At 69.7% G+C, this 26,803-nt stretch carries 23 protein-coding genes; 8 read left to right on the forward strand and 15 right to left on the reverse strand.

Features of this window, described 5'->3' with window-relative positions; genetic code table 11:
* Nucleotides 1-273: 273 nt before the first annotated feature.
* From PINTE_RS03010 to PINTE_RS03030, 5 genes are all read right to left on the reverse strand, one after another.
* A complete protein-coding gene (locus PINTE_RS03010; RefSeq protein ID WP_068426039.1) occupies nt 274-1,752 on the reverse strand; it encodes a serine hydrolase domain-containing protein in 1,479 nt (492 codons plus the stop codon).
* Between the two features lie 117 nt (nt 1,753-1,869).
* Entirely contained in the window at nt 1,870-2,373 is a 504-nt protein-coding gene (locus tag PINTE_RS03015) for an ArsR/SmtB family transcription factor (RefSeq protein WP_068426043.1), read from the reverse strand.
* Nucleotides 2,374-2,687: 314 nt separating this feature from the next.
* Complete coding sequence (locus PINTE_RS03020; RefSeq protein ID WP_068426046.1) at nt 2,688-3,065, reverse strand: nuclear transport factor 2 family protein; 378 nt, start codon at nt 3,063-3,065, stop codon at nt 2,688-2,690.
* Nucleotides 3,066-3,379: 314 nt separating this feature from the next.
* The gene (locus PINTE_RS03025; protein WP_068426049.1) at nt 3,380-4,297 is read right to left on the reverse strand and encodes an SDR family oxidoreductase; all 918 of its coding nucleotides are present in this window, start codon (nt 4,295-4,297) and stop codon (nt 3,380-3,382) included.
* 82 nt (nt 4,298-4,379) lie between these two features.
* On the reverse strand, nt 4,380-4,784 hold the full coding sequence (locus tag PINTE_RS03030) for a hypothetical protein (protein WP_068426052.1): 405 nt from the start codon (nt 4,782-4,784) through the stop codon (nt 4,380-4,382).
* Nucleotides 4,785-4,932: 148 nt separating this feature from the next.
* On the opposite strand from PINTE_RS03030, the gene PINTE_RS03035 reads away from it, so the two are divergent.
* Both PINTE_RS03035 and PINTE_RS03040 read left to right on the forward strand, forming a co-directional pair.
* A complete protein-coding gene (locus PINTE_RS03035; RefSeq protein WP_217996477.1) occupies nt 4,933-5,823 on the forward strand; it encodes a helix-turn-helix transcriptional regulator in 891 nt (296 codons plus the stop codon).
* A gap of 230 nt (nt 5,824-6,053) precedes the next feature.
* The gene (locus tag PINTE_RS03040) at nt 6,054-7,292 is read left to right on the forward strand and encodes an alpha-hydroxy acid oxidase (protein ID WP_068426145.1); all 1,239 of its coding nucleotides are present in this window, start codon (nt 6,054-6,056) and stop codon (nt 7,290-7,292) included.
* Nucleotides 7,293-7,323: 31 nt separating this feature from the next.
* On the opposite strand, the gene PINTE_RS03045 is transcribed toward PINTE_RS03040, so the two are convergent.
* From PINTE_RS03045 to PINTE_RS03080, 8 genes are all read right to left on the reverse strand, one after another.
* Nucleotides 7,324-8,286, reverse strand: a complete 963-nt coding sequence (locus PINTE_RS03045) for an alpha/beta hydrolase (protein WP_084343165.1) — start codon at nt 8,284-8,286, stop codon at nt 7,324-7,326.
* A 168-nt stretch (nt 8,287-8,454) separates the two neighbouring features.
* The gene (locus PINTE_RS03050; protein WP_068426060.1) at nt 8,455-9,651 is read right to left on the reverse strand and encodes an MFS transporter; all 1,197 of its coding nucleotides are present in this window, start codon (nt 9,649-9,651) and stop codon (nt 8,455-8,457) included.
* A 17-nt stretch (nt 9,652-9,668) separates the two neighbouring features.
* Nucleotides 9,669-10,232: a TetR/AcrR family transcriptional regulator gene (locus PINTE_RS03055; RefSeq protein ID WP_068426063.1), complete on the reverse strand. Its 564-nt coding sequence runs from the start codon at nt 10,230-10,232 to the stop codon at nt 9,669-9,671.
* A 58-nt stretch (nt 10,233-10,290) separates the two neighbouring features.
* The gene (gene mobF, locus PINTE_RS03060) at nt 10,291-13,734 is read right to left on the reverse strand and encodes a MobF family relaxase (RefSeq protein WP_245642771.1); all 3,444 of its coding nucleotides are present in this window, start codon (nt 13,732-13,734) and stop codon (nt 10,291-10,293) included.
* 192 nt (nt 13,735-13,926) lie between these two features.
* Nucleotides 13,927-14,730 (reverse strand): ABC transporter permease, encoded by an 804-nt coding sequence (locus PINTE_RS03065; RefSeq protein ID WP_068426068.1) that lies wholly within the window; start codon nt 14,728-14,730, stop codon nt 13,927-13,929.
* Nucleotides 14,727-15,701, reverse strand: a complete 975-nt coding sequence (locus PINTE_RS03070; RefSeq protein ID WP_068426071.1) for an ATP-binding cassette domain-containing protein — start codon at nt 15,699-15,701, stop codon at nt 14,727-14,729. The genes PINTE_RS03065 and PINTE_RS03070 overlap by 4 nt, the downstream gene beginning before the upstream one ends.
* Before the next feature lie 29 nt (nt 15,702-15,730).
* Entirely contained in the window at nt 15,731-16,333 is a 603-nt protein-coding gene (locus tag PINTE_RS03075) for a histidine phosphatase family protein (RefSeq protein WP_068426074.1), read from the reverse strand.
* Nucleotides 16,334-16,397: 64 nt separating this feature from the next.
* Nucleotides 16,398-17,558, reverse strand: a complete 1,161-nt coding sequence (locus PINTE_RS03080) for a PEP/pyruvate-binding domain-containing protein (RefSeq protein ID WP_068426148.1) — start codon at nt 17,556-17,558, stop codon at nt 16,398-16,400.
* Between the two features lie 59 nt (nt 17,559-17,617).
* Here PINTE_RS03080 and PINTE_RS03085 point away from each other — a divergent pair, with 59 nt between their 5' ends.
* The 4 genes from PINTE_RS03085 to PINTE_RS03095 are packed head-to-tail and all read left to right on the forward strand — an operon-like array spanning nt 17,618 to nt 20,061.
* Entirely contained in the window at nt 17,618-18,013 is a 396-nt protein-coding gene (locus PINTE_RS03085) for a DNA-binding protein (protein ID WP_068426077.1), read from the forward strand.
* Nucleotides 18,010-18,645 carry a transcriptional regulator gene (locus PINTE_RS03090; protein WP_068426080.1) on the forward strand — a complete coding sequence of 212 codons (636 nt, stop codon included), beginning with the start codon at nt 18,010-18,012 and terminating at the stop codon, nt 18,643-18,645. Before PINTE_RS03085 ends, PINTE_RS03090 begins: the two co-directional genes overlap by 4 nt.
* Nucleotides 18,646-18,655: 10 nt before the next feature.
* Nucleotides 18,656-19,102 (forward strand): protein-tyrosine phosphatase family protein, encoded by a 447-nt coding sequence (locus tag PINTE_RS21660; protein ID WP_084343166.1) that lies wholly within the window; start codon nt 18,656-18,658, stop codon nt 19,100-19,102.
* A 32-nt stretch (nt 19,103-19,134) separates the two neighbouring features.
* Nucleotides 19,135-20,061, forward strand: a complete 927-nt coding sequence (locus tag PINTE_RS03095) for a helix-turn-helix domain-containing protein (protein WP_068426083.1) — start codon at nt 19,135-19,137, stop codon at nt 20,059-20,061.
* A gap of 902 nt (nt 20,062-20,963) precedes the next feature.
* Here PINTE_RS03095 and PINTE_RS03100 read toward each other — a convergent pair.
* On the reverse strand, nt 20,964-22,535 hold the full coding sequence (locus tag PINTE_RS03100) for a recombinase family protein (RefSeq protein ID WP_245642772.1): 1,572 nt from the start codon (nt 22,533-22,535) through the stop codon (nt 20,964-20,966).
* Nucleotides 22,536-22,749: 214 nt separating this feature from the next.
* On the opposite strand from PINTE_RS03100, the gene PINTE_RS03105 reads away from it, so the two are divergent.
* Complete coding sequence (locus tag PINTE_RS03105; protein WP_068426089.1) at nt 22,750-23,430, forward strand: lytic transglycosylase; 681 nt, start codon at nt 22,750-22,752, stop codon at nt 23,428-23,430.
* A 156-nt stretch (nt 23,431-23,586) separates the two neighbouring features.
* On the opposite strand, the gene PINTE_RS03110 is transcribed toward PINTE_RS03105, so the two are convergent.
* Nucleotides 23,587-25,218, reverse strand: a complete 1,632-nt coding sequence (locus tag PINTE_RS03110) for a fused MFS/spermidine synthase (protein WP_169798439.1) — start codon at nt 25,216-25,218, stop codon at nt 23,587-23,589.
* A 90-nt stretch (nt 25,219-25,308) separates the two neighbouring features.
* Here PINTE_RS03110 and PINTE_RS03115 point away from each other — a divergent pair, with 90 nt between their 5' ends.
* On the forward strand, nt 25,309-26,652 hold the full coding sequence (locus PINTE_RS03115; RefSeq protein WP_084343167.1) for an FAD-dependent oxidoreductase: 1,344 nt from the start codon (nt 25,309-25,311) through the stop codon (nt 26,650-26,652).
* Nucleotides 26,653-26,803 lie beyond the last annotated feature (151 nt).

Raw genomic sequence — 26,803 nt, forward strand, 5'->3', positions numbered from 1 at the left:
CGCGGTCCACCCCGGTCCAACCCGGTCCAGCCCCCTCCCCGGGCCTCCCGGTCCAACCCGGTCGGCCCCGGACCGCCCCGGCCCAGCCCGGCCCAGCCCGGCCCAGCCCGGCCGAGCCCGGTCCCCCACTTCCCTGAAAACTGCGTGTCGCGGTGAGAACTGCTGTTCGTGCCGCAGTTCTCACCACGACACGCAGTTTTCACGGTCGGGGATTCTCAGGGTCGGGGGCTCAAAGTCCGGGCCTGAGAGTTGGGGCCTGAGAGTCGGGGTCTGTCAGAACAGCACGTAGCCGGTGGCCGCGGCGATGGGCGCGCTGAGGGCCACGGAGACGTACGCGCCGACCCGACCCTTGGCGGGCACGGCGGGCGCGCCGCGCATGGCGACCACCGACAGCACCGCGGCCGCGACCAGCACACCGATCAGCGCGCCGATCGCCCACGCGGGCAACCAGTTCCAGGGGCCGGCGACCGCGAGCAGCACGGTGGCGACGCCCCCATCGAGCACGCCGGACGCCAGCCGCAGCCGGTCCGATGGCCGCGTCAGCCGCACGAGCAGCCCCAACAGCACGGCGCCCGCCACGACGAGCGAGACGGTGCCGAGCACGCCGGGCCCGGTGCGCAGCGGGGTCGAGGAGTCGCCGGCCAGGTCTGCGCCGAGCGAGTCGATCGAGGAGTCGGTGACGGCCAGCGCGAGGCCGGCGCGACCGGCCGCCGGGTCGAGGGCCAGGATCGTGCGCATCCCGCCGGTGCCGCCGTTGTGCCAGGTCAGCTCGCTGCCGCCGCCGCCCTCGCCACCCTCGCTGCCGGAGGCGGAGACGATCCAGCCGAGGCCGAGGCGCTCCCCATCCGCGGTCGCCGTGACCGGCTGGGTGGCCTGCGCGCCGGGCGCCGAGCCGTCGAGCACGGCCTGCGCGAAGCGCGCGAGATCGCGAGCGGTCGTGCGGGTGGAGCTGCCGGCGGGCGCGAAACCGTCTCCGGTCCAGGGCTCGGCGGCGCGGCCGTTGGCCCAGCGCGGGGTCGGCACGCCGATGGGTTCACCCTCACCGGACGCGATGACCCGCGTCGCGGTCATGCCGAGCGGGGTGAACAGGCGCTGGCCGGCCAGGTCGGCCCACGAGTCGGCGCCGGCGGCCCGAGCCTGCGCCTGCCCGAGCAACGCCATGCCGAAGTTGGAGTACTCGAACCCGCCCGGCTCGCCGAACTCGTCGGCCTCCGTCGCGCGGGCTGCGTCGATCACCCGCTGCGCGGACCAGTCGGCGTACGGGTCGACGGGCGCGAACGCCGACCGCAGGCCCACCATGCCCGCGGGCAGCCGAGGCAACCCGCTGGTGTGAGTGGCCAACTGCTGCAGCGTGGCTGCCCCGGCGGGGGTGCCCTGCAGCTCGGGCAGGTGCCGCGAGAGCGGGTCGTCGAGGCGCATCTCGCCGCGCGCGACGGCGTCGGCGAGCAGGTGCCCGGTGAACACCTTGGTGATCGAGCCGAGCTCGAACGGGGTGTCGGCGGACGGGGCCGCTCCGTCTCCGGCTCCGGGATCGCCGCCGAGGCCCGCGAAGGCGGTCCCGCCGGCGTCGATTCGCGCGGCCGACAGGGCGCCCAGGCCGCGCCCCTCGCCGACGGAAGCCTCGAGGCGGCCCACGAGATCGGGGTCACCGGAGCGTTGACCGCTCGCGCGCGGGTCGGGCCCGAACACGGCCGCGAGCAACGCGCCGATCAGGGCCAGCACCGCGACCGACACGGCGACGGAACGTGGCATCACGCCTGACGGACGCGGCCCGGCGGTCTCGGGGTCCTTGGGAACAGGGGAGATCGAAGCAGGCATAAGAGTCCTCACAAAGGGCGAAGTTCGTTGGTTTGAAGCGGTATTCGCCGGTCACCGACCGGCGGCCGCCACGACGAGAAGGACGGGAACGACGCGATGCGGCGGCACGGTGTAGCGGCCACGGCCCGCGGAGACCAACCATCCGGCGGCCACGAGCTGACGCAGATGGTGGTACAGCTGGCCGGTCGTGCCGAGCTCCTCGTCCTGCGCGAGCTCGGCGGTGGTCTCGACTCCGGTCAGGACGAGTTGCACGAGCCGCAGCCGCACGGGATGGGCCAGCGCGGCCAGCGCGGAGGCCGTCTCATGCCAGTCCGACTCGAGCAGTTCGGCGGGGTCGACGCCCATCTGCCAGCGCACCGGCCCCGTCGGCAGATCGAGCTGCCCCGCGTAGATCAAGCCGCCTTGCGGTCGCCGCCGGGACAGCTCGTCGAGCAGCCAAAAGTCGCCACCGTACCCACTCGGGCCCTCAGCCGCGGCCGGCTCACTCTCGAACCGCTCGGTGAGGCGGGCCACGGCAGCCTCGAGAGCCGCGAGCCTCTCCTCCGTCGATGTCATGAGTTCATAATTACGTACTTACGTATTTAGATCAACCGCGAGGCGGCCTACGCCCCCCGAGAACCCCGTCCACGCCACCGAGGACGCCCCTGACAACGCCCGCCCATCCTGCGAACGGCAACGCCGGTGAGAACGCCCACGCCGCTGAAGGCACCCACGCCGCTGAGGGCACCGACACCCTGAGAACGCCCACTTCGCTGAACACTGCGTGTCGTGATGAGGACTGCAGCACGAACAGCAGTTCTCACCACGAGACGCAGTTCTCAGGGACGTTGGGTTTGGGGTGAGGTGAGCGGGTTACGCGGGGGCGTGGGTTACCAGGTGGTGGCGACGGAGCGGGAGACGAGCCAGCGGTCGCCCGCGCGACGATAGTCCTGGGCGAGTTGCAGGGGCCACGTGCTGCGGGCGCCGTAGACCGTGGCGTCGGTGCGGGTGCGGCCGACCAGGTGCGCGGTACGGCCGGCGACCTCGACAGTCACCGACTCCACGTCGATGTCGTGGTAGACGAACAGCCCGCGGCCCATCTCGCCGAGCCACTCGGCCCGAGGCTGCACGTGGCCGCCCATGTGGGTCAGCGTCATCTCCTCACCGAGCAACGCCCCGAGGGCCACCGTGTCATGCGCGGTCATCGCCTGCAGCTGGGCGGCGAAGGCGGCGCGCACACCGGGCTCGGCGGTGTCTTTCGTGGTCATCGCAGCTCCCTGGGTGGGCCATGGGCCGGTCGCCCCGCTCGACGTCGGACGGGTCGGCGCCCCGAGCCTAGACGCCCGAGCGCCGTCGATCACGCACCCGCGCAACGGACGGTCGGTCGCAACGGAGCCGGTGCCGGGCCCGTTACGCCCGAGCGCCGTCGATCACGCACCCGCGCAACGGACGGTCGGTCGCAACGGAGCCGGTGCCGGGCCCGGCGGGACACGGCCGAAGGCTGCCCTATCGGTCGAGGGCTAGGGCTGTAGCACGAGCCCCCGACCGAAAGGGCAGCCTTCGGCCGGATTGAGGGGGTGGGTCAGGGGGTGGGCATGCCGCCGTTGACGTTGAGGGTCTCACCGAGCACGTAGCTCGACTCCGGCGAGGCGAGGAAGACGTACGCCGGAGCCAGCTCGGTCGGCTGCCCCGCGCGGCCCAGCGCGGTCTGGTGGCCGAACTCGGGCAGGGCGTCGGCGGGCTGGCCTTCCGAGGGCTGCAGCGGCGTCCAGATCGGACCGGGAGCCACGGCGTTGACGCGAATCCCCTTGGGCGCCAGCGCCTCCGACAGCCCCTTGGTGAAGTTGTTGATGGCCGCCTTCGTCGAGGCGTAGTCGACGAGGGTCGGCGACGGCTGGTACGCCTGGATCGACGTCGAGTTGATGATCGTCGACCCCGGCTCCAGGTGCGGCAGCGCGGCGCGCACGAGCCGGAACATCGCCAGGATGTTGATGTCGTACGTGGCCTCGAGCTGCTCGTCGTCGATCTCGGTGAACTCGCCGGCGACCTGCTTGCCGCCGTTGTTGACGAGGATGTCGAGGCCGCCGAGCCCCTCGACCGCCTTCTCGACGAGCGTGGCCGCGAAGGCCTTGTCGCGCAGGTCGCCGGGCACGCGCACGGCGGTGCGGCCCGACTCCTCGATGATGCGCGCGATCTCGGCGGCGTCGCTCTCCTCCTCGGGGAGGTAGGTGATCGCGACGTCGGCGCCCTCGCGGGCGAAGGCGATGGCGGTAGCGGCGCCGATGCCGGAGTCGCCGCCGGTGACGAGGGCCTTGCGGCCGGTCAGGCGGCCGGTGCCGCGGTAGGAGTGCTCCCCGAGGTCGGCCTTCGGGGTCATCTCGGAGTCGAGGCCGACGCCGGGAAGCGCCTGGGCGGGCGGGCTGATCTGCGGGTAGCGCGTCACCGGATCCTGCAGGGTCAGCTGGTCGGTGGTGGTCTGGTCGGTGTCCTGATCGGACATGTGCCATCTCCTTAGTACATGCAGGGCATGACGGGGTAGAGACGTGTCGATATCGGGGTGATCGGTGGGTCGGGCGCTGCGACTACTCCACGGCGCCGGTGCTGACCTCATTCTTGTCCGTGCCCGGGTCCAGCTCCTCGGCGGGCCCGGCTGCGGCCTCGTCGGCCTCCGTCGAGTCACCCGCGTCGCCGTCCTCGGGCTGCGCGGCGTTGTCTCGCGCGGGGGTCTCCTCCGCGGTCGACGGCTGCGCCGGCTCGTCGTCACCCGCGACCGGCTCGTCGTCGGTCGCCGCCGGCTCGTCGTCGGTCGCGACCGGCCCGCCCGAGGGCTCGTCCGACTCCGCCTCGTCCGACGGCTGCGCCGACTGGGATTCGGTCGCCTCACCGGTGTCGCCAGCGGCCTGCGGCTGCCCCTCGTTGGCCGCGTCGGTCGCCTCTTCGGCGATGGCCTGGGCGGGGGCCTTGTCGGCGTTGCTCTCGTCGCTCATCGGGACCTCCCAAGTAGACAGACAATTCGCTGTCTCACGCTAGTGGGCACGGACTTCCCGCGCGAGCGGTGCCGGGCAGGGATGCGGAACGGCAAGGGGGTATCGGCAGGGTCTGGCGCTCGCCCGCGCGCTTCGTAGGCTGAATCGGGTGAACCCCAAGGACGAGCTGCGCGACTTCCTCAGCACCCGACGTGCGCGATTGACGCCGGCCGAGGTGGGGTTGCCCGTCTACGGCGTCAACCGCCGCGTCACCGGGCTGCGCCGCGAGGAGGTGGCGTTGCTCGCGGGCATCAGCGTCGAGTACTACATCCGCCTCGAACGCGGCCGCGTCGGGTCGGTCTCCGACACCGTGCTCGACGGACTGGCGCACGCGCTGCAGCTCGATGAGGCCGAACGGGACCATCTGCACAAGATCGTGCGGGCCGCGGCCGCGCCGAGCGGTGGTCGCCGTCAGGCACGACCGGCGCGCATGCGGGTGCGCGCGACGGTCCGGCGCGTGCTCGATCTCATGCCGAGCCCGGCGTACATCCGCAACGGCCGCTTCGACATCCTGGCCGCCAACGACCTGGGCCGCGCCCTGTACGGCCCGGTGTACGAGCGCTGCGGCCCCCGCGAGACACCGAACAGCGCCCGGTTCGTCTTCCTCGACCCTACGGCGCCAGACTTCTTCGTCGATCTGGACTCCGTGCGCAGCGACGCCGTCGCCTTTCTGCGCGCGGAGGCCGGCGGTGACCCCTACAGCCGCGAACTCCACGACCTGATCGGCGAGCTCTGCACGCGCAGCGAGCAATTCCGCCACCTGTGGGCCGCCCACGACGTGCGCTACCACCGGTCCGGCGTCAAGCGGCTGCACCACCCGCTCGTCGGCGACCTCACGCTCGACTTCGAGGCGTTCGAGCTGCCGAGCGACCCGGGCCAGCGCCTCAACGTCTACACGGCCGCCCCGGATTCGCCCAGCGCGCAAGCGCTCTCGCTGCTCGCCTGCTGGGCCTCTCCCCCGTCGGAGCCCGTGAGCGCGCAGCGTCCGCTCGAACCGTGAGCCAGCGCGACGGACTCCCTCACCGGCCTCACCGGCCGTGACGGGCTGACGAACGGACACCTTCCGGTCGACGGGACACCTGCGATCGCACGTGTCCGGTCGAGGAGCCGGTGCCCGGGCCGAGGCGGCGTGCGCCCCGGGCGGCCCGTCGTCACGCCGACCAGGAGTAGGGTCTCTGGCTGTTGCGAGGGCCGCGGCGCGGCCGGCCGGCGAGAGGTGGGGGTGTGGCGATGCCACTGCAGCGACGGATTCCGACGTGGGGCGAGCTGCGCCCGCTCGTGCAGTTCGAGAAGCCGACCTGGCGGCGCACGGAGGCGACCCTGGCGCGGGCGGCGACGATCGAAGACCTGCGCGCCCTGGCGAAGCGGCGCGCCCCCACAGCGGTCTTCGACTACGTCGACGGTGCCGCCGAGGGCGAGGTCTCGCTACAGCGGGCGCGGGAGGCGTTCCGGCGCGTGGAGTTTCGCCCGCACGTGCTGCGCGACGTCGCGCGGGTGCGCGCGGGTGTCGAGCTGCTCGGCGTGACCAGTCCGGTCCCGCTCGTGCTCGCGCCAACCGGTTTCACGCGGATGATGCACCACGAGGGCGAATGGGCCGTCGGTCGGGCCGCGGCCGCGGCGGGGGTGCCGTACGCGCTGTCGACGATGGGCACCGTCTCCGTCGAGGACCTCGCCGCCGACGTTCCGGAGGTGCAGCACTGGTTCCAGCTGTACCTGTGGCGCGACCGCGACGCCTCCCGCGACCTCATGCGCCGCGCCGCCGCCAACGGCTTCGAGACCCTCGTCCTCACGGTCGACACGGCGGTGGCCGGGCAGCGGCTGCGCGACGTCCGCAACGGCCTGACGGTGCCGCCCTCGCTGACCCCGCGCACGATCGGCGGCATGGCGATCCGCCCGCGCTGGTGGGCGAACGTGCTGACCAGCGAGCCGATCGAGTTCGCCTCGCTGCGCACCTCGGGAGGCAGCGTGGCCGACCTCGTCGACCGGATGTTCGACCCGAGCGTCACGCTCGCCGACCTCGCCTGGCTGCGCGAGAGCTGGCCGGGGCGCATCGTCGTCAAGGGCATCCAGCACCCGGACGACGCCCGAGACCTCGTCGACCTCGGCGTCGACGGCCTCATCGTCTCCAACCACGGCGGCCGCCAGCTCGACCGGGCGGTCGCGCCCCTGGAGCTGCTGCCCGAGGTCGTCGCGGCCGTCGACCACCGCGTGCCGGTGCTGCTCGACAGCGGCGTGCTCAACGGCGGCGACATCGTGGCCGCCGTGGCCCTGGGCGCCGACGCCGTCATGGTCGGGCGCGCCTACCTGTACGGGCTCATGGCCGGCGGCCAGGCGGGCGTGACCCGCTCGCTGGAGATCCTCACCTCGCAGGTGCACCGCACGCTGAGCCTGCTCGGGGTACCGGACGTGCGCGACCTGACCGCGAGCCACGTTCGGCTGCGGCAGGATTCGGCCGTCGCCGCGACGTGATCGACGCCGCGACGTCGCTGAGGGCGGCGGCTCAGTCGCCGATCCCTCCGAGGAAGTCGGCCGTCGCGGCGGCGATCTGTCGCTGGGCGACGTCGCGGGAGACGGTGGGCACCCCGTCTCCCGGCTGCTCGCCGTAGTCGCCGAAGTACGCGTGCGAGCCGCCCTCGACGGCAACGAAGCTCGCGCTCGGCAGCTGCTCGGCGGCGCCGCGCACGACCGAGGCGGTCGCCAGTTCGTCGCGGGTGCCGTAGATCGACAGCGCGGGCAGCGGCACGTCGCGCACCGAGGAGTCGGGGTAGGAGGCCCACAGCACGAGGCCGGCGATCCGGGGGTCGCCGGTTGCGGCCGCGCGGGCGGCCGCGACGCCGCCCAGGCTGTGCCCGCCCACCACCCACCTGCTGACCTGCGGGTTCGCGTCCATGACGCGGCTCGGTGCGCCGAGGGCGGCGAACGCCAGGTCGAACGGCTGCTTGACGATGACGACCCGGTGTCCGCGTTCGGCGACCCGCACGAGCAGCGGCACGTAGGCCCTCGGGTCCACCCGCGCGCCCGGCTGGAAGATCAGGCCCACGCCCGAATCAGGGGTTGTCGGCGCCAGGGTGATCGACGAGGAGCCCTGCGTCACAGTGACGCTCGGACTCGACGTCGCCGCGACCGCGGTCGGACTCGCGGAGAACGGCCGCAGGCACGCGAGCACGCCGCAGGCGAGCACGGTGACCAGCACGGCCGCCAGGGCCCGCACGAGAGGCCATCGGCGCCTGACCGGCGCGGGGCGGAGCGCGCGAGCGAGCAGCCCGGCTCCCACGAGGAACGCCAGAGCCAGGGTCACGGGGTGCGCCGGGTGCCCGGCGCGCAGCGTGTCGAAGCGGGTGAGCGCCAGCCACAGCGGCACCGCGAGCCAGGCTCCCGCGACGAGCAGACGCAGCCACCGATGCCCGCGCGAAACCGAGTCCCCGTCCGTCTCGGCCAGCCTGCTCACCGGCTCGCCAGCCATCCCCGCAGCCTGTTCACGCCGCGATGCTACCGGGCACCCGGGACCCCGTAGGGGAGCAAAAGTAGTCACGTCTCGCTCGGCTTGTTTCTGCGGTTCTCAGCCTACTGCGCGGGGGCGCGTCCTGCCCAATGTCATCGAACGAAGCGCGCCCCCCGAGTCCGGGTTCGGTCAGTTGCTATGTGCTCCTTCGTGCTGTCGTATTGGGAGCCGTATCAGGGCTATTGAGCCAACGGCGAGGAAGAGGACTGCGCCGAAAGTCATCGTCGCGGCGAAGCCTGTTCGCTGTACCCCGAACCCGGCCAGGAGCGGCCCGAGCGCCAGCCCACCTGCGTAGGCGAAGTTGTAGAGCGCGAACGATCCGCCGAGGGTCGGCGGGCTCGACCGGAACCCCTGCTCGCTGATGAGCGTGGTCGCCGGGGCCAGCAACAGCGCCGAGGAGACGCCGAGAAGCCCCATACCGACGCAGGTCTGCCACAGTTCACCGGCCCAGCCGATGACCAGCAGAGAAGCGGCGGCAGCGGCAACACCGGAACCGATGAGGACCCTCGGCGATGCCGTGGCAACGTACTTCCCGACAATGGGATTGGCGATGATCGCCGCGAGCGAGGCGAGCCCGAAGAGCAGGCCAATGATGAGCGACCCGGCCCCGAGATGCACGGGCAGCACGGGTTCGATGGCGGAGAGCGCACCCGCGCCGATAGCGATGGCGAGGACGATAGAGAACGAGCCAGGCACCCGTAGCACCGCGAGCGGGCCTGCGGTGTCGTCGGTGACCCGTGGAGAGCCTTTGACGAGGACGATGCGCAGCACCCCGTCAGCCAAGGCGATTCCGGTGGCGAGCAGGAACGGGGAGGCGGTGCCGAGGTGTTCGACCATGAACCCGGCAAGTGGCGGGCCGAGCAGCACGCCGAGTGTGAGGCTGGAGATGGCGATCCCCATCGCCTGACCACGCTTCTCGAAGCTCGTCGTTGCTGCGATCAGGGAGAGCGCGGCAACCCAGGACATGCCGCCTGCGATGCCCTGTGCCAAGCGAGCGACAAGGAGTAACCAGTAGGGGCCACCGGTGGCGAACAACAGGGTTGCAGCGGCAAGCCCGACCAGGCCGATCAGGAGCGGGGTCTTCGGGCCGTGCCGGTCGACGATGCGCCCGGCGAACAGCGTCGCGACGATCATCGCGACCGCGTAGGAGGCGAAGAGGATGCCGGTGGCGGCTGGCCCCTGCTCGACCACGGCGGGGAGCAATGGGAGCACGGGCACGGCCAGGCCGTGCACGAGCATGTCGGTGAACATCGCGGCCGAGCCGACAATGAGTGCGCGGGCCGGGGTGGTGCCTCGAATATGCGAGGCCGGGTCGTGTGTCGTCATGAGGTGACGAGTCCTTTCTAGGTGAGCAACCCCCTTGCCAGTGCCGTCATGGCGGCGCTCAATTCGTCGGGTTGCGGAAGATCATCGGGTCGGGTCACCGCAGTCACGGTGAGCCCTTGTAAGAACACCAGCGCCAAGCCCGCGACCGTCTCAGAGTCGGCCTCGCCCGTGCTGGGGAGGGTGGCAGCGATCTGATCGCGCCAGGCATCGAGAGCGGCGTTCTTCTCCGAGCGGTCAGTGAGCGCTTGCGGGGCGACGAGCACGGTGCTCGCAGCCAGGGCACGGAACAGGGCGTCATCTCGCAGCAGCGTCACGAACTCCGTCAACAGCGCTGAGAGTGTCGCCTCGCCGTTGTGGACGAAGAGGTGGTTGCCGTACTCGGCCCAGCCCCACGTGAGCGCTTCCTCCAGCAGCACGGCCTTGGAACGGAAGTGGTGGTGCAACGCTCCGCGGGTGAGACCTGCACGTTCAGCGACATGCTCGAACGTTGCCCCCCTCCACCCCTTCTCTTCGAAGGCCATCAACGCCGCCTCAAGCAACGCCAGACGCGTACGCTCCGCGTCCTCAGCAGTCCGTCTCATACATACAGGCTAACACGTATGATTACCTTCGCATCGATTCATAGTCCACGCCGCGTTTCTACAGCCCGCGTGTCGGCCCCTCATGTCGCGGGGCGTTGCGATGGGGATCGTGCTCGAACGGGTCGGTGAGCTGCCGTGCCCGCTCCGCTGCCTGCTGCTTTCGCTGTTCCTGCTCGGCACGCTTGGCTTCGATGCGTGCGGCGGCTTCGGGGATCGGGAGGCTGCGGAGTTCGTCTGCTTCTGCGCCAGTCATGGCGGCCTTGGCGCGCGCGTCGCGTGCGTCGCGTCTCGGGTTGGTCATGCGCATGCCGAGGTGGTCGAGGCGGACTCGTTCGGCCCCGTACTCGCTGACCAGCAACGCCAAGTGTTCCTGCTCGTGCCGCTTGCGCATCGTTTCCCGCTCGGCTCGGGCTGCTTCGACGTGCTGGGCGGCGTCGATCACGCGGGGATCGTGCTCGGCGTGTCGCTTGGTTCGCTGCTCCGCCCAGGCGGGAAGTGCCTCGGCGGTGCGGGGTGGCTCGCACCAGGACTCGCGCACCTGCGCCCGGAGGGTCTGGGTCTGTTCGGTTGCGGAGCGGTGCTTGGTGAGGGCCTTGCGCCTGCCAAACCTACCGACTGTCGAGAGTCGGGCACTGGCAGCGGTCTCGTCTTCGACGGCGGCGAGGTAGGCGGCACCGTCGTGCTCGGCCTGCACGATGAGCGGCTGGGCGACCTCGGCACGTATTTGCTCGGCGGCTTCTTCGGCCTTACGGAGTGCAGCGACGCTCTCGTCGTCCTCGGCGCGGTGGGTGGCGCGTTGGGCGTCGAGCCGGTTGGCGATCTGCTCCCACCGTTCCGCTGCGAGTTCGGCGCGTTCAGCTTCACGGCCGAGGCGGGAGAGTTCGTCGGTGACGCGCTTGACCGGGCCATCTGCGGTGAGCCCGCGCACGGCTTCGATGGCCTGGGCGGTGGCGTGGTCGAGGCCCCGGTCTGCGGGGTCGCGTTCCATCGCTCCGATGAACTGCGCCCGCGCGTCGGCCATGTCCTCGGCGACAACGTGGAGCCGGTTGGTCTCGCGGCCTCGGGTCATGCCGACGTAGACGCTCGCTGCGCTGGTCGCCTCGGTCAGCACCGTGTGCGAGGCGTTGACGGTTGCGCCTTGGACGCCGTAAGCGGTCGCAGCATAGGACAGGTGCGCATGCTCACGCACATACTCTGCCGGGAGCGCGACGGCGCGGGGGCTCTTGCGCCCGCTGGCGGCTTCGCGGGCGTAGGCGGTGCCGTCCTCTGTGACTTGCTGGACGATCCAATGTTGCCGGTTCGCGACCCCGAGGTCGCGGTCGTTCTTCCGGGTCTGGATCAGATCGCCCCGCCCGATACTCAGGCCATCGCTGCCGGTTGCCGTCACCGTGTCGTCGACCTGACCGGACTCGACCCTCCCGGCTCGGATGCGCCCGTTCAATGCGGCGGCCTCGTCGTTCGTGGCGACCGTGATCGCCGCGCCGTGCTGGGCGTGCTCGGTGATGTGGTCGCGGGCCTGCTCGTCGTCGGTGTGTAGATGGATCAGCCCCATCGCGGTGAGGCGGTCGAACACTGCGCCGGGGTCGGCGCGGTCGCGCATCGCCAGCGTGAGCGCCGCGTACTCGGTGTCGGTGAAGCGGTGGAGTTCGCTCATGTCGTAGGTGTGGCCCCTGATCTGGGCGGCCATGTCGAGCACCCCGCCCCTACCGACCGCAGGCAACTGCGCGCGGTCGCCGACGAGCGCGACCGTCGCCCCCGCCTCGGCGGTCACGGTGAACAGGGCGTGGGCGGTGTCTTGGTCGAGCATCCCGGCCTCGTCCACGATCACCCGCTCACCCCGGCGCAGCACCGCCTCTTTCGGCGGGCCGGTGTAGATGCGTCCGGTCACGGGGTCGGTCTCGCCCTGCTTGAGGCGTGTCCATACACCGTCGTCGTTCCACCGCCATCCATGCGCATACACCAGCACCGCAACGCTGGTGGCAGGCACGTCGAGTTCTTCGTGCGCCACCTGCGCCGCCCGCAGTGTCGGCGCAACCACCCGCGACGATCTGCCCTCTTCGGCGGCGACCTCGATTGCAACGCCGAGCATCGTGGTCTTGCCCGCACCGGCCGCGCCCTCCACGATCACGAGCGGATCGGTTGAAGCGACCGCAGCGGCGGCGATGGTCTGCCCACCGTCCAGCCCTGCCGCTTGTGCGGTTTCGGTCACGTCGGGGTGGTTCGGCTCCCGCTTCGGCCTGCTCGCGGTGAGTTGGTCGCGCAGCGCGGTCTCGGCGGCGACCACGCTCAGGCTGGTCAGATGGGCGACATGCTCCGGCGTCGGTGCTTCTGGCGGCAGGATTGAGAAGCAATCCGAAACGGCAAGATCGGTTGCGAGGCCGATGAAGTTCCGTAACTCGGCCGGTGCTGCTTGCACGCCTGCCTCGGTGGTGATGCGGGTGACGTGCTCCTGCACGGTGTGCCGTGTCCACGCCGACGACCCGGCGGCGCAACGGTCAAGCGCACGGCTGGCGAGCTCCTGCACAGCGAGGTCATCCAACGATACCGGGGGTTGCGCTGCCTTGCGTGCGAGGTGTTCGGGGTCGTAGCCGGCCTCGCGGAGTTCTTGCTGCCACCACTGTTCGTCTTTGAGGTCGGCGGGCTTCTTACCGGGCCGCTGGTGCGCCCACGCGATGCTCTGCATCCGAGCGGTGATGACCGGGCCGGGTTCCTCGCCCGGGTTCTCGGCCTGCCACTCGGTTTCGAGCCGGTCGAGGTTCTTCCTGATCTGCGCTGAGCGCTTCGACATGACCGCGTTGAACGGCTCCAACTCCGCGACCTCGCCGCTCACCGGATCGAGCGTCAGATCGTGATCGGCGAGGGTCTGCGCGAGGCCGGGGTGCGCGGCGATGACCGCCGTGCCCATCGCACGGATCGCTCCTTGCTGCTTGAACAAGGCGGCGGTGTCGAGCGCCCGCCACTTGCCAGCCGCCCAGACGCGGGTGCCTATCTGCATATGGATGTGCCGGTGCGGATCACCCGCCCGCGAGGTCTTGTGGCTGATGCCGACGACCTGCATGCGCTCGATGGGCACCACTTCCCGCGCGTCACGCGGCCCGACTCTCGTGACGCTGTGCTGACCGAGCCACTGCCGTATCTCGGACAGGGCGTCCTGCTGCGCCGCGTCCAACACCGCCGACACGTCCGGGTGGAGTGCAGCGGCTACCGACAAGCTCTTGGGCGCGTTGATCGTCATCTCCGCGAACAACGGCGACCCTTTCGTGCCCTCAGCGGGCTTACGCGGCGTGCCCATCGACTCGCCCGTCTCCGGGTTGACCCAGTCCACCCAGCCCTCGTACTCGTCCGCCGACAGCGACCAGGCGGCGGTGACCTCGCCCGCACCGTCGAGCACGGCGTATTCGGCTACGGCGTCGTCCGCGCCGAGGTAATACTCGTCGGCGCGGGAGCGGTCGGCCTCGACGTATCGGCGGGCGGCGGCACCGTTGCCGCGGAACAGGATCATGCCGCCCCTCATCCTGGCCTCCCTCATGAGTCGTCTCATGAGGGAGGTGCGCACCACGGCCCCGCCGTGGCATACGTACATCAAGTAGTTGAAGAGGGGTGACGATTCTGACGTGATCGGTCGGCCGGATGGCTGTTGGCGGGGCGGCGGGGTGCGAGGCGCTGCGCAGCAGGGTGAGGTGACGCGCGAATATCAGCGTTTACGGTTGTAGGCAGCGATGGCCAAGGGGCAGAAGACGATCAAGATTCCAGCCGACCAAATGATGGTCTGCATGATCGAGTTGCCTGTCGGTGCTCCGGCCAGTAGTGCTCGGGCGGCGTCCATTGCGTGGGTAACGGGGTTGACGTTCGCCCAGGCTTGGAGCCATTCGGGGAGCGTGTCGATGGGGGCCGCGAGACTGGAGCCGAGCATGAGCGGTATGAAGACGATGAACGCGAACGCCATGACTGCGCCCTCGTCTTTGACCAGCACGCCGAGGAACACGGTCACCCAGCTCAGGCAGAACCCGAACGCGAGCACGAGCGCGACTGCTGTCAGGGCTGAACCGGCGTCGGTCTGGACGCGGAAGCCCATGAGGTAGCCGATACCGAACAGCAACGCGATGGCGATGACGTAGCGCACCATGTCGGCCATGATCGACCCGAGCAGTGGTGCTGATCGTCCGATGGGCAGGCTGCGGAATCGGTCGAAAACGCCTTTCTTCATGTCGATGTTGATGCTCAGCCCGCTGGAGAGCATCCCGGAGAGTCCTGCGCCCATGACCACGATTCCGGGGAACAGGTAGAGCAGATAGTCGTCGGTGGAGCCTGCGACGGAGCCGCCGAAAAGGTAGACGAACAGCAACAGGAAGATCGCCGGTGTGACGACTCCGTTGACGAGACCTCCGGGGTTCCTGGCAGACTTGGCCAGGCTGCGGCGGGCCAGGATCAGGCTGTGCCGAAGTAGCCCTGCGGGGCGTCGCTCGGCGCTGGTGTCGGTGATGGTGATGGTGCTCATGCGTGGCTCCTTTCGGCCTCGTCGGTCTTGCCGCTGGCGGCGGGTGCGCCGGTCAGGGTGAAGAACACTTCGTCGAGGCTGGGGAGTCGTAACGCGAACTCGGCAACCTCGATGCTCTCCTCTTCGAAGCGGCGGGCGATGTCGAACATCGCCCGGTCACTGTCCACTGGCGCGATTAGCTCGTGTTGGGCGGCGTGCTCGACCGGGTGGCCGGAGACGGCGGCGAGGATGGCAGCGGCTTTCTCAGCGTCGGCGGGATTCTTAGGGCGGGTGGCGATGGCCTGCCCGCCGACGATCTGCTTGAGTTCGGGTGGGGTGCCATGAGCGATCACGCGCCCGTGGTCGATCACGCTGATCTCGTCGGCCAGCGCGTCGGCTTCTTCGAGGTACTGCGTCGTCAGGAGAACGCTGACGCCATCTGTGGTGAGTTCGCGGATGATCCGCCACAGTTCTTCGCGTTTGCCAGGATCGAGCCCGACCGAGGGTTCATCGAGGAACACGATGCGAGGATTACCGACCAGGCTTGCCGCCAGATCGAGCCGTCGGCGCATTCCGCCGGAGTAGGTGGCTACGGGCTTCTTCGCGGCTTCGGTCAGGCCGAAACGCTCCAATAGCGCGTCTGCTCGGCGGGCGGCCTCGGGTTTGCGCAGATCGAGCAGGCGTCCGATCAGGATTAGGTTGCCTACACCGGTGAGTTCTTCGTCCAGCGTCGCGTACTGGCCGGTCAAGCCGATGATCCGTCGCACCTTGGCCGCGTCGCGGGTTACGTCCATGCCGCCGACTCTTGCGGTTCCGGCATCGAGGCCGGTCAGGGTCGCCAGGATGCGGATCGCGGTTGTTTTCCCGGCCCCGTTCGGGCCGAGGACGCCGAGCACGGTTCCAGGGCGGGCACGCAGATCTACGCCGTCCAGCGCAGTGTGCTTGCCGTACCGTTTCACCAGTCCCTCGGCCTCGATCACGTAGTCACTCACTCGAATCTCCTTTGTCTTTCTCGCCGCGTTCAGGGGCGCAATGCTGTGGGGAAACCCGTCCATTGCAGTTCGGGGCGAAGGTGGCTCATGTCGTTGAACATGGTGATGCTCGGCGGCAGTGCGGGCCGGTTCTCGATCACGGTCAGGGCGGCGTTGGCGCTGCTGAGGCCGAGCCATCGCACCGCGGGTGCGTCCAGGGCATGACGGATGAGCCACGCGATTGGGTAGGCATGGGTGATGAGCACTTCATGCGTATCGTCGTCGCCCTCGGGAGGGGTGGCGAACCTCGCGGTGAGGCTCTGCGCGATCTTGTGCCCGGCCTCGGCCTCGTCGGTGTCGTAGCCGTCGAAGAACGGCACCCATGACGGTGGAGTCTCCTCTGGCGTGGGCACGTAAGGCACGTGGTCGATCAACTCGGGTGCTTCGCTGACGGGCGCAGTACCGGTGAGGAAGATGTTGAGTTGCTGGGCGCTATCGGCAGCTCGCGGCAAAGGCGAGTGGTACACGGCGTCGATAGGAAGATGCGCCAATCGCTGACCGAGCAGGCGGGCTTGTTCGCGCCCGGTGTCGGTGAGGTTGCCGAACGCGTCGGCGTCACCGTGCCGGGCAATGTAGAGATACCTGGTTGCCATGAGCGGGTCGGGAGGATCATGACGATGCTCCCGCTCTCCTTTCAGTCGGGGGTAGGGGTTGGGGTCAAAGAACGGTCACAGTTCCGGCTGCTCCGTCGAGTGTGATTCGGTCACCGTTCTCGATATGGGTAGTGGCGCCGTCGATGCCGAGTACGGCAGGGATGCCGTACTCGCGGGCGATGATCGCGGCGTGCGAGAGCGCGCCGCCGGTCTCGGTGACGACCCCGGCAGCGACGGTGAACAGCGGCGTCCAGGCGGGATCGGTGTACGGGCAGACCACGATGTCACCGGCACGGACAGTCGAGAAATCCGATGGGCCGAGCACCACCCGAGCCGCCGCGGTGACGGTTCCGTGAGAACCGGGAGTACCGCTCAGCACCCCGGCCTGATCGGACAAATCACGAACATTGCGGGCCGGAAGCGCAGCGGTGATCGGACGTGCTTGAAGAATCCAGACAGTGCCGTCAGCAACCGCCCATTCGACGTCTTGTGGCCCGCCAAGCGCAGCCGCGATCCGACCTCCCAGGTCGGCCAGCGCCGTGACCGCGGTATCGTCGAGCGTGCGTGCAGATTGCTTGCCCGGAGTGACGGCACTGGTCACGACACCGCCGCGCTCGTGATCCAGGTCGACGCGGGTCTGCTTGCTTCCCGCCGAGAAGCCGACGATCCCGTCCGGGGCGACCTCGTAGGCGTCGGGGCCGACCGTACCGCCCACGACTGGCAGACCCAGTCCCCAGCACGCTTCGATCCGCGTCGGCCCACCGGCGCGCTGAGGGGTGAACATAACCCCCGAGACATCGGCCTCGATGACCGGCTGCACGAGCACTGACATGCCCGAAGCCTGCGGCGACCCGTCACCCGAGCGAGCCCAGTAGTCGCCCACTCGCGTGGCGCGGGCCGAAGCCCAGCAGGTCGCGATCGCCTGACACACATCCTCTGCGCCGCGCACACCGATGACGCTCTCGTACTGGCCCGCGGCCGACGCCTCTGCACTGTCCTCGTTCGTCGCCGACGACCTCACGGCCACCACCGGGTCGCCCATCCGCTCCAGTCCACGAGCAACCGCATCGCGCAACGCGCACTCGACCTCGGTGCCTGTCTGCTGGATGCCGCTCGGCAGGACGAACCCATCGGGTACCGGCAGCCCCGCGCGCAGCAGCGCACCGAGCGTCGCCGCTTTCCCGCCAGCGTCCGTCCGGGTCGCCTCAGAGAGCGTCGTCAGCATCACACCACCAATCAACGAAACATTGACAACATTATGTTGATCGTAGCAGGATGGGTGGTATGGAACGCAAGCACGACCTCGAAGGCCCCGGTACTTCCGACCATGCGCAGGCCGAGCGTGAGCGCAACGCCCAAGGCATGCTTCTCGACAAAGGTGCAGACCAGTTGGAGCCGCGGCCGTGGCGACCTGAACCGACGCCGCCCTCAGCAGTCGAACTGACGCAGTACGCACTGTGGCGCTCATCCGAGCTGACTCCGGATGAACTCCTGGGAGTGCTCTCGTTGCTCCCGGCCGCTCGCGCAGAGGTCGAGGGCGTGGAGGTCGGTCTGCTCTTCGCAGCTCGCAACGAGGGGCTGACGTGGGCGCAGATCGCCGAGGCGATGGGGTTCCGCTCCCCACAGGCCTGCCAGCAGTACGTCAACCGTCTCAGTGCCAGGCAGGACAAGCGAGTATGACCCATCAGTCCGCAGCGGAACTCCTCGTGCTGCACGCCGTGCGCCTCGTGGGGTTCGCCGACAGCGAGACGGTCGCCGAGCGTGCAGGAACGAGTCACGCCGACGCGCTGCGCCTGTTGAGCGTCGCGGAACATGCTGGATGGGTGCAGCACGTCGCGTTCGCCGATCTCGACGGCTGGTCGCTCACAGACTCAGGCAAAGCGGAGAACGAGCGCCAACTCATGGCAGAGCGCGTGAGTGCCGACCCCGACGACGTAGTGGCAGCCGTTTATCGCGTCTTCCTCCCACTCAACGCTCGTTTGTTGCGAGCCGTCACTGACTGGCAGATCAAGCCGACCGAAGCCGATCGGTTCGCTCCCAATGATCATTTCGATCGCGCATGGGATGGGCGGGTTCTCGAAGAACTCACGTCCCTCGGCAGAGAACTTGCTCCTTTGATCGAGAATCTATCTGCCGTTCTCGCAAGGTTCGACGGCTACGTCGCGCGGTACGAGTCGGCGTTACGCAGGGCCAAGAGCGGGGAACTTGACTGGATCGACAAGACCGACGTGGACTCCTGCCACCGGGTCTGGTTCCAACTCCACGAAGACCTCATCGCAACCCTCGGCATCGACCGACGACATGAAGCATAGGCACCGCGACATGAACGCGATCGCGACATGGGAAACCGGTGACGGCGTAGTTGAGTTCCCCGATGGCCGCCGCGTGCGAGGGCGTGGCCTGCTCGCGCCGCTTCCCAACGGGCTCGATCCTCAGTTCGGTTTCTATCTCCTCGGACGCGCCCCGCGTATCGATCGCTGGCCACACCGCTGGGTTCTATGGCAGGATTTCTCCCTGCCAACCTCCACGGCTGACGCCGTCGCAGCAATTCATGAGGCGTACGAACGAGCCGCAATCGAACGGGTCGAGATCGCCTGCGACGGCGGCATGGGCCGAACGGGAACGGCCTTGGCCGTGCTCGCCACCATCAGTGGGATACCCGCCAATGACGCCGTGGACTGGGTGAGAAAGCACTACCATCCGCAAGCGGTGGAAACCCCGCACCAACGACGCTGGATCAGCAACGTCTCCTCGCAATTGAGAACATAATCACTACTCCTTTGCTTGCAAGCACTCACACCATGCGCAGCCTGAGAGAAGCGACTGTCTTCAGCTGTGTCAAACTCATCGTCGTTCGTGACGGCTCCGCGATCCTCAGCGGTGAGTTCGGGCAGCGACCGGCCAACATCGGTGATGTGCTCTTGATCGGCGCGAACGTGCCGTGCGGTGCCGAACCCGAGGGGCAGGTGACCGTGACGACGGTGTACCTCGATCCTGATTACGCCGTGGAGATGTTCTATTGGCAGCACGCCGGGCTGCTGCTCGATCGGCTCGAAGCCCACGACATCGCCGCGTTGGTGTTCGCGGAGCCGGTGCAGGTGCTCCGCCTCGGTAAGCAGCGGCTCGGGAAACTCGCGCCGTGGCTGGATGAACTGGTCGAACTCAGCAACGTCAGGAGCCCGGCGGAGTCGTTCGCCAGGATACAGACGCTGTGGTTCTCGGTCGCTGAGGTGCTCCGCCCGCATATCAAGACCATGCCTGTGACGGAGGTGCTGGCGCAGTCGGCCAAGGCCCGCCCCCGGTCGCTGCGTCATCGACGCCTCGCGGTTCCGGTGAGGGTCGAGGCGCTGACGGTGCGCGATGCGCTGCACAGCAACATCGCTCGCCGGTGGCCGCTGCGCGACCTCGCGGAGATGGTGCATCTGTGCCCGAAGCAACTCGTCCGCGTGTTCAGCACCGCCTATGGCAAGACGCCCCGCGCCTATCTCGCGAGCCTGCGGGTCGAGGCGATGGCGCGACTGCTGCGCGAGGAGAATCTGACCGTGGATGCTGCCGCGCATCGGGTGGGCTGGTCGCGCACCCAGGCCACGGAGATGTTCCTCCGGCACGTCGGTGTCACACCGGGCCGGTACCGCCTCTACGGGCTCCCGAGCACCGTTGTGGGAAGCGGTGCGCACCTACCTGGTGAGACCCGCCCGTCACGACCCGAGAACAGGCAGCGACCATGAGCATGCGAAGCGCACCACGGCAGACCGCACGAGGCCGCTGCCGTACTCTGCTCGTAGCCGGTGAGGGTCGTGAAAAATCTGCACCACCGTCACCCTTGGGTCGGTCGCGTCTGGTTCCGCCGATGCGACGGCACCAAGTTGCCAGGGGTGTCGTCGGCCGAGGCGTAGGGCACGGTGGCGGCAATTTGCCGGAACCGTGCGACCTGGGCTTTCGTGCGTTGTGGGCCGTCAACGGGGTCGCTGATTCGGCGACCCCGTTCGCTCCGGGCCTGCTGGTGACGGCGGGAGAAAATTTCCCCCACCGTGCGACCAGGCGTATCGCGCCCGCGACCTGCAACGACGGGGGTGCAAAATTTGCACCCCGTGCGACCCGGGGGTCTGCCGCACGGTGCCGCAAAATTTGCGGAGCCGTTCCCAGGCCAACGGGGGTGGAAAATTTCCGCCCCCGCCGCCACTGCTGACGGTGGTGGCAATTTGGCCCCACCGTGCGACCTGGGGTTTTACCGATCCGCGCCTCTCACTGTGCCGCCACGGTGACGGCACCGCGAGGCGTTGACCACTGCGGTTCACGGCGGTGCCGAATCGGCACCCCCGTGGGTCGCCCTGCTGTGAGGCCCGTGCTGGCCGCTCACCCTGTGGATAAGTCTGCATATAGTACCTCAACCCGGCAACGGATACTAGATGTTGTGGTCGGGCGGTCGTACCTGTCCTCCATGACCTCTCCACAGCGCACCACTACGATAACCACTGAACCGCCGACGTCCGGCGATGCCTCCGAGTCGTTCGGGGCGCGTCTGGCCCGGCGTAGCCGCGAGGCGCAGGGGCTGCCGCCCGTGATCGCCGATCCGCGCATACGGGAGCGGCTGCGGGGTTTGTGCGGACTCCCGAAGCCGCCGGGCATGTCAGGCGTGCCAGATGAACTCGACGCGGCGGGCGAGTAGATCGTTGCGGTGTTCCCGCAACCGCGCCCGATAGGTCTCCTGGGTGTCGCCCTTGCGCTTCGGCACGACGGCGAGCACCCCGGTGGGGTGGGCGTGGATGAGCACCGTATCGAGCACCAGCCGTGCGGCCTCGTGCCGCCACGTCGCGGAGCGGCCCTCCCACTCCGAGGCGACGGTGCTCACGTCGAGGTTCACGTCGACGATGGGGATGCGGGCCAGGCGCTGCTGGTAGTCGTTTTGACGGGTACGGATGCGCTCGACCAGGCGGGAGCGCTGCCGCATCCACGTCGCCCGGTCGATGATCCCGTCGTAGTGGTCGTCATCGACGCGTTCCAGCGCCTCCCGGTCAGACTCGAATCCCTCGGCCAGCGCTTCGCGTTCCCCGTCCGTCTCGGCGGTGCGGGACGGCATCTGCTCCGGGGTCAGGGCGATCCGGGAGAACACCGACAGCACCGCTTCCTCGATCAACGTGGTGACCTCTTGGGCATTGATGGAGCGGGAGCAGACGGAGCGCTGGTAGTTCAGGCAGATGTACTGCGGCCCCTGTTTGCGCATCGCCGTGCCGCAGTTCGCGCACCGAATCAGACCTGAGAACGCGTGCACGCGCTTCACGGTGCCCGGCCACGTCGTGCGACGGGCGCGGCGGGCGTCGAGCACGTCCACGACCTCCTGCCACCTGTCGGGGTCGAGGATCGCGGGCCAGTTGCCCTCGGTGACGACCTCCGGCACCTCCGCTGAGCGACCATCCGGCAGGATCGGACGGTAGATGCGCACGCCTTTCAGCGCCGGGTTACGCAGCACCTGAGCGAGGGCTTTCTCTGACCACTCCACTCCGTTGCCGGTGCGTTCGCCGCGCTCGTTCCATGTCCGCGTGATGAGGTACAGGCTCTCGCCCGCGAGCACCCGGTCAGCGGCCTCGCGGATGAGGGCGGCGTGCTCGGGGATGACGTACAGGGTCGAGTCGCCCATCCGGTAGCCGTAGGGGGCGCGGCCGCCGTGCCATTTGCCGTCGAGGGCCTGCTGCTTCGATGCCCGCGCCACACGTCTCGCGGTGTCGGCGCTGGATTTGTTCGCCATCGCCACCAGCACACGAGCCATCGCAATGTCGGAGTCATTGTCCAGGCGCAGGCTCCCGGTGGTGGAGAGCACCCGGAACCCATAGAGCACTTTCGCGTCGATGAGGTCTTCCAGGTCACGGGGGTCGCGCACGGCCCGGTCGAGGTCGTAGGCGATCATCGCCTCCGCACCACCACGGGCCAGGAATCCCAGCAGGGCACGGAACCGGGGCCGCACCACACGCCGCACCTTTTCCCCGGTGGGCAGGGTGATGGTGCGCTGCTTGAACGCCGAGGTGTCGTTTTCACGGAACACCTCGACGACCTCGTAGCCGAGGGATTCGGCGTAGGCGCGGCAGTCGGCCTCCTGCCGCTCCACACCCTTTTCCAGCCCCTCGGGGTCGTCACTGATGCGGACGTAGAGCACCGCCCGTGTTCGCTGCGCGGCGGTGTCCGGGCTGGTGGTCGGTGCGGTCATGCGGGCCGGGGTCACGGGAGTCATCGCGGGTACCTCTTTCGTCTGTCAAGACGTAGGTACGTTTACGACCCCACGGCACTCCGCATTCAGTTCGATATCCGGCCTAAGTGTTGGACACGCGTTCAGATTGCCCACCGATTTCTCTGTGTCTCAGCTAAATTCGTGCCCGCTGAGGTCCGCCGGAGACCGTTTCGACACCCCGAGGTGAACCCGAATGCCCGCTGCCCTGCCCCCACCCCCGCCCGCGATCGTGCACATCGCGCCCGCCGTGCCGTCCTCCGGACGCCACGAGGTGCGCGCCGGGGAGACCATCGGCCACATCGCCCTCGACCACGGCGTCAGCGAGGATCAACTGCGCCGCGTCAACGGCATCGGCCCGGACAGCATCATCCGGGTCGGTCAGAAGCTGCGGATCCCGTCGGTCTCGGGAACGTCGGGGTCGGCGCAGGTCTCGAGATCGAACATGACCGACGGTCTGTCGGCCGAGCGCCGGCGCACCCACGACGTCGTCGCCGAGACCGCCCGCAAGTACGGCGTCAGCCCGAGCCTGGCGTTGGCCGTCGCGTGGCAGGAGTCGCGCTGGACGAACAACGCACTCTCCGACAAGGGCGCCATCGGCGCCATGCAGTGCAAGCCGCTGACCGGTGACTACATGGGGCGCCTCGCCGGGCGCCCCCTCAATCTGTGGAACGTGCGCGACAACGCCACCTGCGGCGTGCTCCTGCTGAAGTCGCTGGAGAAGGAGACCGGTTCGGAGACGGCCAAACTCGCCGCCTACTACCAGGGCCTGGACAGCCTGCGGAAGATCGGCATGTACGACGACTCGTGGACGTACGTGCAGTCGGTGAAGAAACACCGCGAGACGATTCGCAGCGGCCAGCGCCCGCGGAGCTGAGGCGCTCGACCGCACTCCCGGCACCCCTGAACAGCGTGGTAAATCTGCCGCGACTACGCGGGCTTATCTCCCACTATCTTCGCGGGTCTCGATGAGTCGGGACCGTGCCCGGGTTCGCAGGCGCGTCGGGACAGTCCGAACCGGGCGGGTCGGCCCTCAGACACCGGCTGGGGCGGGGTACGGCGTGAGCAGCTGGTCGACGGGCGCGTAATCGTCGGTCAGCAGCGGCGCGTCACCCACCCACGCGTCGATGTCGGGGTCGGAGAGCACCGTCCACGGCACACCCCGAGCGGTCAGCTGCCGTTGCCAGGCCTGTGCGTCCAGGGGGCGCTGCGAGGCAAGCACGACGAGGTTGCCACCGGCACCGCCTCGGCCGCCCGCTGCCGACGGTGCGAGCGCCGGCGGTGAGGAGGCGACCAGCACGTGCGGAAACTGCGTGCGGATCGTCGCGACCTCGGCGCGCGCGAAGTCCAGTGGCGCGTAGTCGATGAGGTTGACGGCGTACAGCCCGCCGGGGGCGAGCACGCGCCGGATCTGCCCGACCGCCTCCTGGGTGGCCAGGTGCCACGGCACGCTGACCCCGCCGAACGCGTCGCCGATGACGAGGTCGACGCTCGTGTCGGCGATCGCGCGCAGCCCGACGCGCCCGTCCTCCACACGAATGTCCATGGGCAGGTCAGCGGGCAGCGCGAGGTCCTCGCGGTCGATCCGCACGACCCCCGCGTCGATCTCGGAGACGGTGCCGCTCGTGCCCGGCCGCGCGTCGGCGAGGTAACGGGGCAGGGTGAGCCCACCGCCTCCGATGTTGTGCACGCGCAGGGAACCCGGCGGGGCGAACGCATCGACGGCGGCGGCGATCGACCGCACGTACGCGAACTCCAGGTGGGTGGGGTCGGCGACGTCGACGTAGGAGTGCCGCAGCCCGTCGAGCACGAGCGTGCGGCCGTCGGGTCGCTGCGGGTCGGCGACGACCGTCGCACAGTGGTAGGTGGTTTCGGCGTCGCAGCCGCTCGGGGTGGCCACGGTGGCGGCGCCGAGCACGAGCGCGGCGGCCGCACCGCCCGCGAGATGGCGCCGCTCGATGCGCCGCAGGAGCACGGCGACCGCCACCGCGGCGAGCAGCAACGCAACACCGAGCCCGACCATGATGCCGGTGACCGGCACCCGGGAGACGAGCACGAATCCCGTGACGACCGTGCCGACGATCGAGCCGGCCGTGCCGATGCCGGACAGGCGCCCGACGATCGTGCCGGTTTGTGTCAGGGACGTCAGACGCAGCTTGGTGACCATCGGTGTCACGGCCGACAGCAGCGCGCCCGGCACGACGATGGTCACCGCCGACGCGACGAGCAGCAGGGCACCGTCGGCGAGGGTGCCGGCGAGCCGCACGAGAAACGGGGTCGCCGCGACCGCGGCGCCGGAGGCGGCCAGCAGCGGGGCCAGCGCCGCACGCGGATCGATACGGTCGGCCGCCTGCCCGCCCCACCACGACCCGGCCGCGATCGCCGTCAGGGCCATGCCGATGACGAGCGTGTTCGTCTCCAGCGTCAGCCCCAGATACGGCGCCAGCAGCCGAAGCGCGACGAGTTCGACGACGAGCACCGCCGCGCTCGCGCCGAACACAAGCACGGCCGCCGCCCAGTCGGAGACCGATGCGGGCTCAGCTGTCGAAGGGGCCACCGAGGCCGCCGAGTGCTCGCCGGTGGGGTCTGCGCCGGACGCCGGTTTCTGGCCGGCAGCCGGGTTCTCGCCGGTCGGGCGGTCTTGTGGGTCGCTCGAGGGGCTCATGGGCGTGGCTGCTCCGGACGGGGGGCCGCGGTCATTGTGCCAGGCTACGCGGCACCTGCCTGGAGCCGTTCGCTCTGGCAGGCTGGGCGGGTGACCCACCGCCTCGTCGTCATCGGCGCCGACGCCGCCGGCATGAGCGCCGCCCACCAGGCGTTGCGTACCGCCCGCCGCCTCGGCCGGGAGCTGAGCGTCACCGTACTGGAGAGCAGCGGGCACACGTCCTACTCCGCCTGCGGCATCCCGTACTGGCTGGCCGGGGCCGTGGGGTCCGGCGACGACCTCGTGGCCCGGACCGCCTCCCAGCACCGGGAGGGCGGCATCGACCTGCGGCTGCACACCCGCGCCGAGAGCGTCGACACCGCCACCCGGACGGTGCGCCTGGCGGACGGGCAGACGCTGGGCTACGACGACCTGATGATCGCGACCGGCGCGACCGCGATCCGGCCGGAGTGGGCCGCCGACTCCCCGGACATCGGTGCGGTGAAGACCCTCGACGACGGCGCGGCCTGGCTGGACCGATTCGCCGCGGCCCGTCCGGGCGCCCGGGTCATGGTCGTCGGCGGCTCCTACATCGGCGTCGAGGTCGCCGAGGCGGCGCTGGCCCGGGGCTTCGACGTCGAGCTGTGCACCCGGTCTCGGGTAATGAGCTCGCTGGCGCCGCAGCTGTCGGCGCGTATCACCCAGACGCTACAAGAGGCGGGCGTCACCGTCCGCGAGAACTGCGGCGTGCGGGGCGTCGACCTGCAGGACGGGCGCCTGCGCGGCGTGCACACGCGGGGCGGTCGGGTGGAGGCCGACCTCATGGTCGTCGGCGTCGGGGTGCGGCCGGCGACCGCTCTGGGTGACCTGCCCGTCTCCGCGAACGGGGCGCTGCGGCCTGACCCGCGCGGGCAGGTCGGGCCGGGGGTGTGGGCGGCCGGTGACTGCTGCGAGGTCGTCAACCGCGTCACCGGGCAGTGGGCGTACCTGCCGTTGGGCACCCACGCCAACAAGGCCGGGCGGGCCGCCGGCGACGCGATCGCGGGCGGCGACCTGAGGTTCGACGGCGCGCTCGGCACGGCGATCACGCGGTTCGCGCACGGCGCGGCCTACGTCGAGATCGGCCACACCGGTATCGGCGTCGACGAGGCGCGCGCCGCCGGCTTCGACCCCGTCTGGCGGCTCACCGAGGGCACCACGGCGAGCGGTTACATGCCGGAGGCCGAACCGATCGCGATCTGGGTGCTCGCCGACCGCACCAGCCGGAGGCTGCTCGGCGTGCAGGTCGTCGGCGGCCGCGGCGCCGCCAAGCGGGTCGACGCGGCGGCAGCCGTGCTCTGGCACGAGGGCACCGTCGACGACCTGGCCTGGATGGACCTGTCGTACGCGCCGCCGTTCGCCACGGCGTGGGAGATCCTGCAGGTCGCGGCCCGGCGGTGCGCCGAAGCGATGTGATCCGAGGCGATGTGATCCGAGGCGGTGCGGGGCGTCGCGCCGCGCGCGGTGGCACGATGGCCAGTCAGCGGCGGTGATGCGGGGAGGGCGCGGGATGACGGGCACGGGGTCGGGCGTGGGATCGGGCACGGGGTCGGGCCGTGATTCAGGC

The sequence above is a fragment of the Piscicoccus intestinalis NBRC 104926 genome (genome assembly GCF_001515525.1).
Lineage (GTDB): Bacteria > Actinomycetota > Actinomycetes > Actinomycetales > Dermatophilaceae > Kineosphaera > Kineosphaera intestinalis.